The 16,240-nt window shown below is 41.7% G+C and carries 11 protein-coding genes; 10 read left to right on the top strand and 1 reads right to left on the bottom strand.

What is annotated here, in order from left to right:
• Positions 1–106: 106 nt before the first annotated feature.
• The 10 genes from B1K71_RS15475 (at position 107) to B1K71_RS15430 (ending at position 14,946) form a co-directional block, all read left to right on the top strand.
• Positions 107–1,342 carry an ROK family protein gene (locus B1K71_RS15475; RefSeq protein WP_077328614.1) on the top strand — a complete coding sequence of 412 codons (1,236 nt, stop codon included), beginning with the start codon at positions 107–109 and terminating at the stop codon, positions 1,340–1,342.
• Positions 1,343–1,422: 80 nt separating this feature from the next.
• Positions 1,423–2,754 carry an extracellular solute-binding protein gene (locus tag B1K71_RS15470; RefSeq protein WP_077328612.1) on the top strand — a complete coding sequence of 444 codons (1,332 nt, stop codon included), beginning with the start codon at positions 1,423–1,425 and terminating at the stop codon, positions 2,752–2,754.
• A gap of 94 nt (positions 2,755–2,848) precedes the next feature.
• Positions 2,849–3,697, top strand: a complete 849-nt coding sequence (locus B1K71_RS15465) for a carbohydrate ABC transporter permease (RefSeq protein ID WP_077330301.1) — start codon at positions 2,849–2,851, stop codon at positions 3,695–3,697.
• Positions 3,698–3,715: 18 nt separating this feature from the next.
• Entirely contained in the window at positions 3,716–4,543 is an 828-nt protein-coding gene (locus B1K71_RS15460) for a carbohydrate ABC transporter permease (protein ID WP_077328610.1), read from the top strand.
• Between the two features lie 44 nt (positions 4,544–4,587).
• Positions 4,588–5,493: an ROK family protein gene (locus B1K71_RS15455; protein WP_077328608.1), complete on the top strand. Its 906-nt coding sequence runs from the start codon at positions 4,588–4,590 to the stop codon at positions 5,491–5,493.
• A gap of 37 nt (positions 5,494–5,530) precedes the next feature.
• The gene (locus B1K71_RS15450) at positions 5,531–8,257 is read left to right on the top strand and encodes an alpha-mannosidase (protein WP_077328606.1); all 2,727 of its coding nucleotides are present in this window, start codon (positions 5,531–5,533) and stop codon (positions 8,255–8,257) included.
• 44 nt (positions 8,258–8,301) lie between these two features.
• Positions 8,302–9,600, top strand: coding sequence for a glycoside hydrolase family 125 protein (locus B1K71_RS15445; protein WP_077328604.1), 1,299 nt, complete (start codon positions 8,302–8,304; stop codon positions 9,598–9,600).
• Positions 9,601–9,622: 22 nt separating this feature from the next.
• Positions 9,623–11,017: a glycoside hydrolase family 1 protein gene (locus B1K71_RS15440; protein ID WP_281250352.1), complete on the top strand. Its 1,395-nt coding sequence runs from the start codon at positions 9,623–9,625 to the stop codon at positions 11,015–11,017.
• 158 nt (positions 11,018–11,175) lie between these two features.
• Positions 11,176–14,238: an endo-beta-N-acetylglucosaminidase gene (locus B1K71_RS15435; protein ID WP_077328602.1), complete on the top strand. Its 3,063-nt coding sequence runs from the start codon at positions 11,176–11,178 to the stop codon at positions 14,236–14,238.
• Between the two features lie 141 nt (positions 14,239–14,379).
• On the top strand, positions 14,380–14,946 hold the full coding sequence (locus B1K71_RS15430) for a Maf family protein (RefSeq protein WP_077328600.1): 567 nt from the start codon (positions 14,380–14,382) through the stop codon (positions 14,944–14,946).
• A gap of 411 nt (positions 14,947–15,357) precedes the next feature.
• Here B1K71_RS15430 and B1K71_RS15425 read toward each other — a convergent pair whose 3' ends face one another.
• On the bottom strand, positions 15,358–16,239 hold the full coding sequence (locus tag B1K71_RS15425; RefSeq protein ID WP_077328599.1) for a LysR family transcriptional regulator: 882 nt from the start codon (positions 16,237–16,239) through the stop codon (positions 15,358–15,360).
• Position 16,240 lies beyond the last annotated feature (1 nt).

Raw genomic sequence — 16,240 nt, 5'->3', positions numbered from 1 at the left:
TTAGTATGATGGAATTTACGGTTTCGTGAATCTTTTTATTTTTGAAAGCGACTTCTGTATAAGCGTTATTATAATAATTTTAATAAGTAGAGTGGGAGGAACTGAAATGAGGATAGTTGAATCTGGTAATATGGATCGAAATAAACACCTTAATCGTTCCTTGGTTTTAAATACAATACATAAATACGGGCCGATTTCCAAAGCAAAGGTTGCTGAAAAACTAGAATTAACTTTTGCTACTATCGGAAATATTACCTCGGAACTTACCAAAACAGAGGCGATTAGAATATCGGGCTATGGCGATTCCAATGGCGGAAGAAAGCCGGCATTGTATGAGATTAACTGGGACAATTTTTATGTGATAGCTGTTGATATCGGGGTGACGAAGGTTACGGCTGCAATTGTCAATTTAAAAGCAGAAATCTTTTCGCGTCAACATATTGTGATTACCAATTCGCAGGACTCGATGACGGTAATTGAAAAGGTTTACAAAGCAATTGATGAGCTGCTGGACCAAATGGAGATACCAAGCTCAAAAATTTTTGGGATTGGCGTATCTGCTCCAGGTCCAATTGATGAAGATGAAGGAAAAATTTTATCTCCACCAAACTTGCAGGAAACTGCAGATATAAAGATTAAGCAGCTGTTGGAGGATCGTTATAACCTAATTACCGTGCTGGAAAAGGATGCTAATGCGGCGGCGCTTGCGGAACAATGGTTCGGAAGTATTCAAATGAAAGAAAACATCTTGTATATTCTGGCGGATCAGGGGATTGGCGGCGGAATTATTATCGGCACCAGAATTTATCGCGGTTTTAAAAATGGTGCTGGTGAACTTGGGCATGTATCTATCGATGTTGATGGTCCGAGGTGCAATTGCGGTAACTTTGGATGCCTGGAAGCAATGGCTTCCGGTATTGCTATTATAAAACGGGTAGAGCAGGAAATTCGCAGGGGTGTATCAAGTACATTGTCTGATTTGTATTTACAAGAGGAAAACAATCTGACACTTGAAGTGATTATTGAACATGCTGAGCGAGGGGATAAACTGGCAGCAACGGTGTTGGATGAGGCGGGTCGCTATCTTGGTATTGGGGTGGCCAATGCAATTAATTTTTTTGCTCCGTCTAAAGTTATTTTTGGTGGTCAGATGATTGATTTGCATCCTGAAATCGTTAAAGTTGCTGAGGAAATTGCGAAATCCCGTTCTTTTTCAAGCTTTGCAGATAATATTACGTATACGAAATCAAGTTTTGGCTATCAATCTACTTTAATAGGTGCTGCTTCCATCATTCAGCAGAAACTGTTTGATGCTCCACAGAATACAATCATTCAACGATAAATAGCAGATGAAGGAGGTGGTGAAGGAATAGATAGCAGCTGGCAATAAACTCAAAAATACATATCCAAGGGGGACATAAAATGAAAAGGTTTTCTAAAAACATAGTACTTTTATTAATTATCATTCTGCCTTTATCTTTGCTGGCGGCGTGCGGAGGCGAAGAAGAGGGGTCATCATCAAATACAATTGAATTAATCTATAAATCACCTGATGACTCATTTAAATCATGGATGAATGATGTCAAAAAACAATTTGAAAAGAAACACGACGGAGTGACCGTTAAAATAACAGAGGTTAAAAGTAATGAAGGTGCGTATCCGAATAAGAAGGTATTGATGATGAAATCAGAAGATACAGCACCTGATATTGTCATGGAAGATTCATATATGATTAAGGCGGATTCAGCTGCAGGATACCTTGAACCGTTGACAAAGGACTTGAAAAAATGGGATGGATGGAACAAGTTTTATAAACCGGTCAAAAAAGGTGTGACCGGAGAAGATGGAAACATATATGGTGTGCCAATTTCAACAGATGTGCGTGTGCTTTGGTACAATAAGAAAGTTTTTAAAGATGCAGGTCTTGAAGTGCCATGGCAGCCTGAGAGCTGGGAAGATGTAGTGAACGCTGCCAAAAAAATTAAGGGTGAGGTGCAAGTTCCATTATGGATGAACTCCGGAAAAGCGATGGGTGAAGGTACCACGATGCAAACATTCCTGCCGCTGTTATATGGGACAGATAGCAGACTGTATAATGCCGAAATCGGTAAATGGATTGTTAAAAGCGAAGGATTCCTTGATGTTCTAAAGTTTGTAGACACAATTTATTCAAATGATCTTGGTGCAAGCCTGAGCTGGGGTATTACCGGTCAGGCAGGGGCAAAGGTTTCTACACAGCTTATGCCTGAAGGTGAAGTCGGGATTGCGCTTGACGGAAATTGGATGTCCGGAAACTGGCTGGAATCCGGAAATAGCCCATGGCCGGAGTGGAAAGAAAATATTGGAATTGCTGCAGTGCCAACGAAGGACGGACAAGAACCGGGTAAGGTAACGGTTTCCGGCGGCTGGACATTGGCAGTACCGGCAAAGGCCGATAATAAAAATTTGGCAGTAGAATTTATTAAACTTGCAACAAGTAAACAGAATCTGCGGTATGGTACAGCCTTGACACCACGAAAGGATATCGCCAAATTAGATGAATATCAGCAGATTCCTTATCAAGGGAAGATGACGGAGTATCTTGAATATACACATTACAGGCCGACATATGATGCTTATCCAAAAGTTTCCTCCAATATACAGGCGGCTGTTGAAGCTGTAACAACAGGTACTCTGTCACCTGAAGAAGCGTTGGAACAATTTGCAAAAGATGTTAAGCGAGATGTCGGAGAAGAGAACACGACGACAGAATAATCTATAATGAGCCGCCGCACGTTTCGTTGCAGCGGCTCTCATAAAGAGGTGTCTGATCTTGAGTAAAAGCAAATCTCTGCAAGGAAATATCTATATGCGTTCATTGTTATTCGGGACTCCGGCGATTGTATTACTTGTGTTGTTTGTGCTTGGACCGATTATTATGACGTTTTATTTTTCCTTCACAAATTTGGCACTTACTGGAGCTGCGGCGAGCAATACGCAATTTATAGGATTTGAAAATTTCATCCGCATGTTTCAGGATCCGAGTTTTAAATCAAGTGTCATCAAAACAATTATATTCCTGATTTCTTCAGCAGTCATCGGCCAGCAAGTGGTCGGCTTTCTTGTGGCATATCTGATGAAGCAGAAGGCAAGGCCATTTAGAAGGATAATTGGTATTTTGGTACTTGCCGGCTGGATTACACCTGAAGTGGTGGTGGCGTTTGTCTGGTTTGCATTTTTAAGTGACCAGGGGACCTTGAACACCATACTGGGAATGGCGGGAATGGAGCCTGTCGCATGGCTATTAAACTTCCCTCTTGTCAGTGTTATATTTGTAAACATTTGGCATGGTGCAGCATTTTCCATGTTAATGTATCAGGCAGCACTGGATGACATACCTCAAGAAGTGGAAGAAGCATCCAGGATTGATGGTGCGAATGCATGGCAACGATTATGGAGAGTAACACTGCCAATCATTAAAGGAGCAGCTGTTACAAATATGGTGCTGGTTACACTGCAAACATTGGGGGTTTTTACGCTAATCTACGCATTAACGGGCGGTGGACCAGGTGAAAAGACGACAACACTTCCAATCTTTATGTATAATGAAGCATTTGTAAATTACCAGCTCGGATATGGTACAGCTATTTCCTTAGTTCTGTTGTTGATTGGAATTATTTTAAGTCTTATCTATATTCGTTTTTTAAAAACCGATTAATAAAAAGAGGGATTAAATATGTTTAACAAAAAGTTTTTGCAAAAAGCATTGCCCTATATTGTACTTTCTATAATTGGAGTAATGTTCTTCATTCCGCTTCTGTGGATGGTTTTTGCATCATTTGATTCCCATCCTACACTGGCAATCGAACTGCCGGAGGAATTTACCTTTACCAATTGGACGGAAATACTAACAGATCCGGGGATTTTACGCTCGTTCGTTATCGGTATTTTCCTGTCTTTGGTTTCTTCTCTGGTGCTTGTGATAGCTTCAGCCTTGGCAGCTTATCCATTGTCCAGGTATCATTTGAAACATAAGAATTCAATCATTCTGACGATACTCTTTATGTCCGGGCTGCCAATGACAGCAATTATGGTTCCGGTGTACCAGTTATTTGTATTCTTTAATTTAAATGATTCGTTGATTGCGACGATGTTTTTCCTTGCTGCTTCCGGACTTCCATATGGGATATGGCTGATGAAAAACTTTATCGACTCTGTACCGCTGACACTTGAGGAATCAGCCTGGATTGATGGAGCTAGTGTATTGGTCGGCTTGCGGAAAGTTGTTGCACCTTTAATGACACCCGGAATCTTTACAGTACTGATTTTTACATTTACAAACAGCTGGGGGAACTTTTTTGTACCATTTATTTTAATTCAATCTACGGAAAAACTACCCGCTTCCGTAACCATCTATCAGTTCTTTGGTCAGCATGGAATGGTGTTTTATGGTCAGCTGGCGGCATTTTCTTTTGTTTATACGATTCCTGTTATTATTTTGTATTTTGTAGGACAGCGATATATGTCTAAAGGTTTCAGTCTTGGCGGGGCATCAAAAGGCTGATGAACTGTGTTGTTTAGAAAAGTATTTAAAAAAGGAAGATTGCAATGAAATACTCGATTGGCGTAGATATTGGAGGTACAAAGGTAGCGGTGGCTATTGTTGATCAAATTGGTTCAATTGTTAAACACCGTATCATACCGACCGACTTATCAATACCACCTGAGCAAATGATTAAACGGATTATTCAAGTTGTGAATGAAGTCCTGCGAGATGACAGATTCTCGCATGATGTGATAACTGGCATCGGTGTTGGTGTACCCGGCCCTTTGGACAGCAGAAATGGCATGGTAACCTGTCCGCCAAACCTGGCAACTTGGAGAGATGTACCGATTAAACAAATAATGGAGGCAGATCTGCCATATACAGTACAGCTCGAGAATGATGCAAATGCCGCAACGCTAGCAGAAAAATGGCTCGGCGCCGGGCGGAATCATGAGCACGTCATATATATGACAGTCAGCACGGGAATTGGTGCCGGCATTTTCACAGATGGCCGGCTATTACGCGGGCGAAATGGCAATGCGGGCGATATCGGACATACTGTCATTGATCCTTCCTTTGGTGAATGCTCGTGCGGACAAAAAGGATGTCTGGAAGCAATTGCTTCCGGCACGGCGATTGCCCGGCACGGATCCACCATCGTCGGTGAACCGGTTACAACAGAGAGAGTCTTCCGATTGTACAAGGAGAAAGACCCCCGTATCGTCGAATATATTGATAGCGTGTTTCGGGTGCTGGGAACTGCCTGTGTCAATCTTGTAAACACGTTTGATGCCGAGATCATCATCATCGGCGGGGGTGTATCAAAAGTTGGTAAGCCATTATTCGAGACAGCCCAAGAGTATGTAAGTGCTTATGCATTAAATCCCATGGGTCGGCAGGCAAAGGTAATACCAGCTGAATTGGAACAGAACTCCGGTGTTATTGGTGCTGCGGCTTTGTGTCTTTGATGGTTAAGTATGTCAAATATGAGGAGGTCTATTATCCATGAAGCAGAAAACAGTCCACATTATCTCACATTCGCACTGGGATAGGGAGTGGTATTTACCTTATGAAAAACACCATGCGCAACTGGTCGGATTAATGGACAGGTTGTTAGAGGAGTTAGGACATAATCCGAAATTTGAAAGTTTCCATCTTGATGGACAAACGATTATTTTAGATGATTATTTACAAGTACGACCGGAGAAACGGGATATAATCGAACATTATGTTCGCGAAGGAAAATTGCAAATTGGCCCATGGTATATTTTACAGGACGAATTTTTAACCAGTGGGGAAGCTAATATACGAAATCTTCAGTATGGTATGAAGGATTCTAAATCATGGGGAGGTATGTCAGAAATCGGGTATTTTCCGGATTCCTTTGGCAACATTGGTCAGGCACCGCAAATTTTAAAACAGGCTGGTATCACCAGCGCCGCGTTTGGCCGAGGTGTAAAACCAACCGGATTTAATAATATGGTGTCTGATTCGGAAGCATTTGAATCGCCATTTTCCGAAATGATCTGGCGTTCACCTGATGGTTCTTCTGTTCTTGGTGTTCTATTTGCCAATTGGTATTGTAATGGGAATGAAGTGCCTGTTGAGGAAGGAAAAGCCCGGCAATATTGGGATGAGCGTTTGCGGGCAATGGAGGCATATGCATCGACCTCCCAATTGCTGATGATGAATGGCTGTGACCATCAGCCGATTCAGCTTGATTTGCCGAAAGCGATTCAAACAGCCGAAAAACTTTATCCGGAAATTGAATTCGTTCATTCCAGTTTTAATCATTATATAAAGGAATTACAGCCTGAGCTCCCAAAAACGTTAAAAACCGTAGATGGGGAATTACGCAGTCAGCAAACTGATGGGTGGGGGACGCTTGTTAACACTGCCTCTTCGCGCTTGTACCTGAAACAAATGAACCGAACAGGTGAAGTGCTTTTGGAAAAGGTTGCGGAACCGCTGCAAACATTTGCATACATGCTTGGTGCAGATTACAGCCACCATTTTTTTGAGTATGCTTGGAAAACATTAATGCAAAATCATCCGCATGACAGTATTTGCGGATGCAGCGTGGATGAAGTGCACCGTGAGATGGTACCGCGCTTTGAAAAAAGTAAGCATGTGGCTGAAACGCTTATTGAAAATAGTTTATCGTTCATAACCAATCAGATTCATACGGTTGATTTTGAGAAATATGGAGATGATGCACTGCCGTTTGCTGTATACAATACTACCGGCAAAGTAAGAACAGGTCCTATATCAGTTGTTCTTGATGTGAAGCGGGAATATTTTGCTTCAGGGGTTAACAAAGGCAACCTGAAATCTTTTCCGCTTGGTGATAGAAGCATAATTGATGGTGGGGGCAGGAAATATGATTGTGAAGTGGAAGACCTTGGCATTCACTTCGGTTATGATCTTCCCGATGATAAATTTCGTCAGCCGTACATGGCGCGAAGGATTCAGGTTTCGTTTCAGGCAGAGGATGTACCGGCATTAGGTTTTAAAACATTCGCTTGCATCACTGATCATGAAAAAAATTCTGTAATTGATTCCACACTTGTCTCGGGTAAAGACGCAATGGAGAATGATTATTTGCATGTTCAAATTGAAACAAACGGCTCTTTGGCTATTACGGATAAGATGAGTGGACGTGTTTTTAATGATTTGTGTATTTATGAGGATACTGGAGATATCGGAAATGAGTACATGTACAAACAGCCGGAACATGATTGCCCATTAAGCACAAAACAGCTGGACGCCACCGTTAATCTGGTAACGGACACATCTTTTAAAGCATCATATGAGATTATTCACGATTGGGAAATTCCTGCTGCAGCCGATGAGCTGCTTGATGAGGAGCAGCGAGAGCTTGTTGATTTCAAGTACAGAAAGACAAAACGTTCAGCTGAAAAAATACCATGTCGCATCCAAACAATGGTTTCATTAACGAAAGACGGAAAAGGTGTTGAGGTGGAAACAACCTTTGATAACCAAGCCAGGGATCACCGGCTGCGGGCTTTGTTTCCAACTGGAATGGAAACGGCAATTCATGCAGCAGATTCCATTTTTGAGGTTGCCGAGCGTAATATTGAACCATTTTCCGGGTGGACAAATCCTGATAATTCGCAGCATCAGCAGGCATTTGTCAACGTAAGTGATGAGCAGGCTGGACTGACCATTGCCAATCATGGACTGAATGAATATGAAATTCTTCGTGACGGAAAACAGACGATTGCGATAACCTTGTTACGATCTGTCCGTGAGCTTGGCGACTGGGGATATTTTCCCACTCCGGAGGCTCAGTGTATTGGTAAGCATACCGTATCTTTTCAAATCATACCGCATCAGCAAGAAGCATCCAAGCTTCAGTCATTCCAGCTTGCTTATCAATTCCAGGTTCCATGGACTGTCAAGCAGGCAGGTATGCAGCGTGGAAGTCTGCCTACAGAACACTCCTTTATTAAACCAGTCATGGATTCGGATGCTCTGGCTTTTTCCTCGCTGAAAGTATCAGAGGAATCCGGGGATACAATGGCGCGCTGGTTTAATTTGACTGAAAACAATGAGAAGCTGGATTTGAACGTTGCAAAAAAATTAAATCGAATGTATAAGAGCAATATCCTGGAGGAAATTGAAGATTCCTTGTATGACAGTGATCCTAAACGGGTTAAGGTTACAGCGGGGAAATATGAAATTATTACAGTCGGTTTTACGCATTTATAGCTAAATAACTATTCGTCTCGAGTTTTGAAGGGAGCTGACACTTAATGGAACAGCCGCAGTCAATGAAACAGTTGGTGGAAGAAATCAAAAATATTTATTCCGATGATCCTAAAATCCAGGCAATGTTTACCTATTGTTTTCCCAATACGTATGAAACCACACTTAAGCCGCAACAAGATGGTACGACATTTGTTATTACCGGGGATATTCCTGCCATGTGGCTGCGCGATTCAGCAGCCCAAGTCCGCCCGTATCTGATTTTGGCCGAGGAAGATGCATATATGGCCGATATAGTTGAAGGTGTAATTCAAAGACAATTTGCCTTCATTCTGCATGATCCATATGCTAATGCTTTTAACGAAGAGCCGAATGGCCGGCGGTACAGCAACGATCAAACCGATATGACGCCGCTAATCTGGGAACGAAAATATGAGATTGACTCATTATGTTATCCGATTCAGTTGGCCTATTTATTTTGGAAGTCAACGGGAAGAACCTCACACTTTAATGAAAGGTTTCTGCATGCTGTTGAAAGAGTTATCAGTGTTTGGACGACGGAACAGCATCATAACCGTGATTCCAATTATCATTTTGTCCGCACAAATTGTACTCCTCAGGATACTTTATCTCATAACGGAAATGGAGCCCCCGCAGGTTATACCGGAATGACCTGGTCAGGGTTCAGGCCAAGTGATGATGCGTGCGAATATGGCTACCTGATACCATCCAACATGTTCGCAGTTGTTGTTTTAAAGCAGCTGGCGGAAGTTGCGCTAAATGTACTTGAGAATGGAGAGTTGGCTGAATCCGCTACATTATTGGCTGCGGAAATTGATAAAGGTATTCAATCGTACGGCAGGGTTGAACATCCGATATACGGTACGATTTATGCGTATGAAACTGATGGTTGGGGGAATTACAACCTGATGGATGACGCAAATGTGCCGTCATTGCTTGCGATGCCGTATTTGGGATATTGCTCTATCAATGATCCGGTCTATCAAAATACAAGGAAATTCCTTTTGAGTGAAGCGAATCCATATTATTACCAGGGCAGTACGGCAGCGGGAATTGGCAGCCCGCATACACCAGAGAAATATATTTGGCATATTGCACTTGCCATACAAGGGATGACAGCTGGAACACAAAAGGAAAAGCAATCTATTCTTGAGCTTTTTAAACAAACTGATGCCGGCAAGAACCTGATGCATGAAGGGTTTCATGCAGATGATCCAAATAAGTTCACCAGGGACTGGTTTTCCTGGGCAAACTCCATGTTTAGTGAATTTATCCTTAGTATGAATGGAATTTATGTTAGTGGCAGTGCATTGGACGCACAGTAAATCAAAAGGAGTGATTCTAAAAATGAAGCAGTATACGTTTCCGGAAGGTTTTTTATGGGGTTCCGCTGCATCCGCTCCCCAAACAGAGGGGGCTTCTCAAAAAGACGGGAAAGCGAAAAGTATTTGGGATTACTGGTATGAAACGGAAGCGGAGCGTTTCTATGAAAATATTGGACCGGAGATAACTTCCGATTTTTATCATTGTTATGAGCAGGATATTCAGCGGATGAAGAATATCCATCTCAATTCATTCCGCACCTCAATTTCCTGGTCACGCTTATTGCCTGATGGGACCAATGTCAATCAGAAAGCGGTAGAATTTTACAATCGGGTAATCGATACATTATTAAATCAGGGGATTAAACCGATTATCAATTTATTTCATTTTGATATGCCGATGCATTTGCAGGAAAAAGGCGGATGGGAAAACAGAGAGGTGGTTGATGCATTTGCATTTTATGCCAGAACTGCTTTTGAACTTTTCGGTGACAGGGTGACGTTGTGGACGACGTTTAATGAACCAATCGTACCCGTGGAAATGGGATACTTGAACCATTTTCATTATCCGTGTGTAGTTGATATGAAGCGGGCAGTGACAGTTGCATATCACTCCATACTGGCCAGTGCCAAAGCAATCCGGAATTATCGAGAACTGAATCGGGATGGACAGATTGGCATTATTTTGAACCTGACTCCATCTTATCCAAGAAGTCAGGATAAAGAGGATGTTCGTGCCGCAGAAATTGCTGATTTATTCTTTAATCGCAGCTTCCTGGATCCATCTGTGCTGGGAGAATACCCATCAGCATTAATTGAATTATTGGATGAGCATCAGCTTTTACCGCACCGGGAAAAAGGGGATAAAGAGCTGTTGCGTCATAATGTTGTCGACTTTTTAGGTGTTAACTATTATCAGCCGAGACGTGTTAAAAAGAAAGAATCTGCGGGCAGTTCGCAGGAAGGAATCATGCCGGAAGATTTCTTTGATCCGTATATATGGCCGGAGCGCCGTATGAATCCATACCGCGGCTGGGAAATTTATGAAAAAGGTTTGTATGATATTGCCGTAAACATTAAACAAAATTACGGTAATATTCCGTGGTATGTGGCGGAAAATGGAATGGGGGTAGCCAATGAAGAGCGATTTATGGATCAAACTGGCACGATTCAGGACAATTACCGGATTGAGTTTTATGAAGAGCATTTAAAATGGCTTCATCAAGCTATTGAAGAAGGTTCTAACTGTTTCGGCTATCATGTCTGGACTTTCATGGATAATTGGTCATGGCTGAATGCCTATAAGAATAGATATGGGTTTTATCGTGTGAATTTAAAGGATCGCGAACGTATTTTGAAAAAAAGCGGAAATTGGTTTAAGCAGGTAATCGATCAAAATGGTTTGATTGTGGAGGATTAACTTACATTGACCATGGTAATTCCTGCCATTGAGAGGTGCCATTATTCTGTGGATGCTAATCTGGCAGGGGAAGTTTATCATCTATGCAATGTCATCAATGAAAGGACACAACATCAGGAATCAATCTTCAAGTCTATAAATAATGGGAGGATTTTTATATGAAGGGAAGAGCCAGAAGCTATTTTAAGTTCCATGTTGTTTTTATGTCATTGATTTTTGGTATAGCATTTCTCACATTACAGGGGGCAAGTGCCTTTGCCGAAGAAGGTGAAAACGGTGTCATTAATGAAGACTATGCAAACAAATTAAGTTTAAAACCAGTTGCGCCGGCATTCAGTGTTGAATCTCTTCTAAACTGGTCTCCGGAAAAAGACCCGGATTCGTTGTTAAACCAAGCAAGTGTTCCGCTTGATGAGAATCGTTTTAAAGGACACCAAATTAATCCATTGGCAAATCCAAATGCCGGGATTACAACCGCATCCATAACAACAATGAATCATGATACCGATAATTCAGTCGGAGGCGATACATTCAAGATGTATGCCTTTGATAACTGGCAGCTGTTGGATTCTTTTATCTACTGGACGTCAAGTGAGGAAGGGATTTTTGCCTTGCCTTCACCCGATGTTGTGAATGCTGCACATCGTAATGGTGTTCCGGTTTATGCGACAGTTGGCTTTCCGTGGGGACCGGGAAGTCCTGAAATGCTCGCGGAAATGGAAGCTTTTACAGAAAAAGCGGCAGATGGAACATTTCCTGTAGCCGATAAAATGATTGAGGCTGCGGAATATTATGGTTTTGACGGATACTTTATTAATCAGGAAATGTCTGGTGTTAGTGAAAAAACTGCCAAACGGATGAATGAAATGATGCGTTATGCAAAACGGAAATCAGATATCCGGTTCAGCTGGTATGATGCCCAGGCAAATAATGGAGATATCGACTACCAAAACGCTGTAAACGAAAAGAATGATATGTACGTAACCCCCGCTGAAGACGGGACTTATGCTGTTGATGAATTTTTCCTGAATTATAATTGGGGTGTAGATGAAATTAATACAACTGTTGCCACAATGAGAAAGCATAACCGCAGCCCTTTTGACGCATATGCAGGTTTCGAGGTGCAGCAGAACTCTTTCCACACAGAAATTAATACGAATGCACTTTTAAATAAGGAGAAGCAACCGAAAGTTTCTATCGCTCTTTATGCACCAAATTCAACAATGGGACTAGCCAAAAATCCCGCTGACTTTCATAAAAAGGAAACGTATTTTTGGACAGGTCCTCAGGGTGATCCGTCCAAGGCTGATGATTCTTCCGACTGGAAGGGTATGGCACGCTTTGTAACTGATTCATCTGTTATTCAGGACATGCCATTTACTACAAATTTCAATAGTGGGCATGGAAAAAAATATAATGTGAATGGGAAAACAGCCAGCAATGAGGAATGGAATAACCTTTCTGTACAGGATATTATGCCGACATGGCGCTGGTGGATTCGTGGTAAAGGCAGCGACATAAATGTTGGTTATGATTTCAGTAAAGCCTATAATGGCGGGAATTCATTAAAGTTCACTGGTGACCTTAATCCAAATTCTGTTAATGACGTAATGCTTTACAGTACAAAGCTGGATATCAATGATACTACCAAGATACGCGTTACTTATCAGAACAAGCCGGGAGCTGAGGTGTCATTAGGTGTTGCTTTCGGAAAAGATTATGCTGAGAATCAGATGAAATATTATCCGCTTCCTGAATCGCAAAGCGGGTGGAAGACAACTATTATAAATCTTGGGGAAGATGAAGGCAAGACAGCATATGCACTGAGTCTCAGAATCCAAAATTCTTCTGAACTGGAAGACTATCAGATGAATGTAGGACAGATATCTGTTTATGATACAAACGCCCCTTTGATTTCTGAACCGGCTAATGTGAAAGTTGAAGAAAAAATGCTGCAAACTTCGTACAAAGCGGAAGCGCGTTTAAGTTGGAAAGATGAAGAGAATGCATTGCTTTATGAGGTTTATCAGAAAAATGCAGATGGGGATAAGAAATTGATAGGGGTAACACGGAACAATCATTTTTATACATCCAATATTACCCGTACACCGGAAAATGCATCAGCAGACAATAAAACGCAGTTACTGGTTGTTCCCGTTAATAAGAATTATATGCGTGGTGAGCCCGCAAAGGTGGATTTTAAATGGGGTGTTGATACAGATGCAACTGAAGTGGATGATAACCCGCCATCATCAAATGTTGCGCTTCATGCCAATATAACTGATGTGTCATTTGAGAATACAGCTGAACCGGCATCCAGCGCATTGGATGGATCCGGAACCAGTAAATGGGCAGCGACGAATAAGGATTCAGGCTTTATGACCATTGAATTGGATGAACCAAAAACAATCCGGCGCTGGCGTGTTCAACATGCTGAGTCTGGTGGGGAAGCACAAAACATGAACACAATTGATTTTGAATTGCTTTATAAAAATGAGGACGGAAACTGGATCAGTGCAGAACGAATCACCGATAATCACAAAGCTGTAACGGATGTCGTTCTTGATCAGCCGGTTAAAGCAAGTGAATTTAAGCTTAAGGTCCATGACAGCGGTTCATCCCCATGGGTGGCAATACGTATTTACGAGTGGCAGCTGTTTGAGAGTGACGCTTTGCCAAAAACAGAAAATATTATGATGCACTTCGTAACTGCGGATAATAATAAAGGTGCCAATGATCATGTAATGATTGAAAATGTGCGTAAAGGACAAGTTGTACGGTTGTATAGATCTCTGGATTCCAATGAAGTTATTGCCAAAAAGCGTGCAGAGAAAGATGGTATGATCTCATTTAAAAACTTGAATTTCGGATATGAAGCAGGAAGAATATATTATACGGTTCAAAGCCCGGATTTAAATGAAAGCCTGAAATTCAGTGCCGGGTTCCTGAGTGAAGAACCAAGTATTGCGAATCTGCGAAAATCTGTTGAGTTTTTTGAACAGCGTGGTGAATTCAGCAGTGAAGATGCGGTTGCAACTTTAAAGAATCACCTTAAAGTGCTGGAGCACTTTGAAGAACGGGGAATGACGAAACAGATTATTCATCATCTGCATATATTTAACAGGTTGCTGAAAAATCAGGAAAAAAATGACCAGCTTTCAAAAGAAGCTTATATGGAACTTAAGGCTGATACCGACCGTTTAATAGAGGAATATCAATAATCAGTGTTTATAAAGCAGCATACTATAATCTCCTGCCTCTGACTTAAGGGGCAGGGGGATTATAGTATGTTTTTGATTTTTTACGTTATAAAATGATTATAATGCGAGTGCATAAACAGTTAATTTTATGGAGGTTCATTCATGTCACACAATCTAATCCTGGCATCCTCATCCCCAAGAAGGAAAGAATTATTGCAACAGGTTGATATTCCGTTCACGGTTCGGAAACAGAATGTCGATGAATCAGTTATCACGACAAATGATCCGCGTGAAAAGGTAGAGAAGCTTGCAATACTGAAGGGTCGTTACACAGATATTCAACATGAAAATGAAATTATTTTGGCGGCCGATACGGTTGTTTCTTTTCAGAACAGGATTTTTGAAAAGCCGGCTGATAAGGAGGAAGCTTTTCAAATGCTTTCCTCGATGAGTGGGAAAATACATGAAGTGTATACTGGTGTTATGCTTCGTACACAAATGACAGAGCAGGTGTTTGTGGAAAAAACATTGGTAGAATTTTGGCCGCTTTCCGATGATGAGATCAATCGGTATATTATAACAGGCGATCCGTTCGACAAGGCTGGTGCATATGGTATACAGAGTGGGGGAGCAGTATTGGTAAAAGGGATACAAGGTGATTATTACAATGTTGTCGGTCTGCCTGTTTCACGGGTAGTGAGAGAGTTGGAGCGGATATGGGGTAACTAAAAATAAGGCTGCGAGGCTTATTCAAAGAAAAACCCGAACGATTAATTAGAAAGTGGAGCGTATAGCCGCTCCGGAAATATACTTCGCTTTCACTTTCGAGCATAAGTGCGACATTTGCTCAAGCAGGCTTTCGCAGTGTCTTCTTTACCGCGGGCGGCTGCTGAGCCTCCTCGTGCGGGGTCTCACCTTGGCCTATCTTCCCGCAGGACAAGGAAAGCTGCGGAGCGTTACATCGCACGCAGAAAAAGTGTATTCCTTTTTCAAGGAGTCTACCTATATTTCCTCCGCTAATCCCCTAATTGTTTGTCTTTTGAATTACGCGTTTTTGATATGTCCCAGCCTCGTTTTGCTTTCAGGCAGAGTTGGTCGGGGTGCTTGGAATTGTGCAGGAAGCCTAACCGTCCCCACGCTTCAAAAAAATTCCTTGACCAGTGTGATAAACCGTTTCACAACGGGTGGCAGATATCTATTTTTGTCATATGCCAAATATACTGTTCTGGCGATGCTGGGGTCATGGAATGGTTTGATCATGGTTTGGAGCGATTTGTTGGAAAAGCGTACATAGTTTTCCGGTATTACTGTAATTCCAAGACCGCTTTCAACAAGACTGCAGCCAGTTTCGAATCGTTCGATTTCAAATCGAATGTTTAAATAGACACCTTTCCTGTGGAATGCGTCTACAACATCTTTTCTTGTTTGGAACCCTTCTTTGCATACAATGAAATCTTGTCCTTCCAAATCAGTTATGTGAATTTTTTCCAGACTTTCAAGTTTATGGCCGGGCGGGATTAATGCAACCAGCCGCTCATTATAAATTGGGATGGTTTGAATTTGCTCATTTTGAATGAACTGATTGGTTATCGCCATATGAATTTCAAAATTGCTTAGTGCTTTTGTTACATCGGAAAGGCTTAATGTTTCCATTAAGCTGACCCTCACATCTGGCTGTTCTTCCTTAAAGTTCTCCAAAACTGCGGGAATAAAAAACATGGATGATTCAATTAATCCAATGGACAGATTTGGCGGTCCCACTTCCTTCAGCCGGGTCATTTCATGTGATACATGGTCAAAATGATTCAGCAGTTTTTTAGCTTCGTGATACAGAATTTGTCCCTCATTGGTTAATCGGAACTCCCGGTAACGTTTATCGATTAGTGCAAAATTAAGTTCTTTTTCCAGCTTTTTCATGGATGCGGTTAATGAAGGCTGTGTAAGGTGAAGTTTTTCTGCTGCTTGTGTATATGTGGTTTCCTCCACTAATGTTGCGAAATATTTGAGCTGCCGTATTTCCATT

It is taken from the genome of Virgibacillus siamensis (assembly GCF_900162695.1).
Lineage (GTDB): Bacteria > Bacillota > Bacilli > Bacillales > Amphibacillaceae > Lentibacillus > Lentibacillus siamensis_A.
The sequence above is the reverse complement of the archived record's forward strand: the minus strand, read 5'-3'. Positions and strand labels throughout refer to the sequence as shown.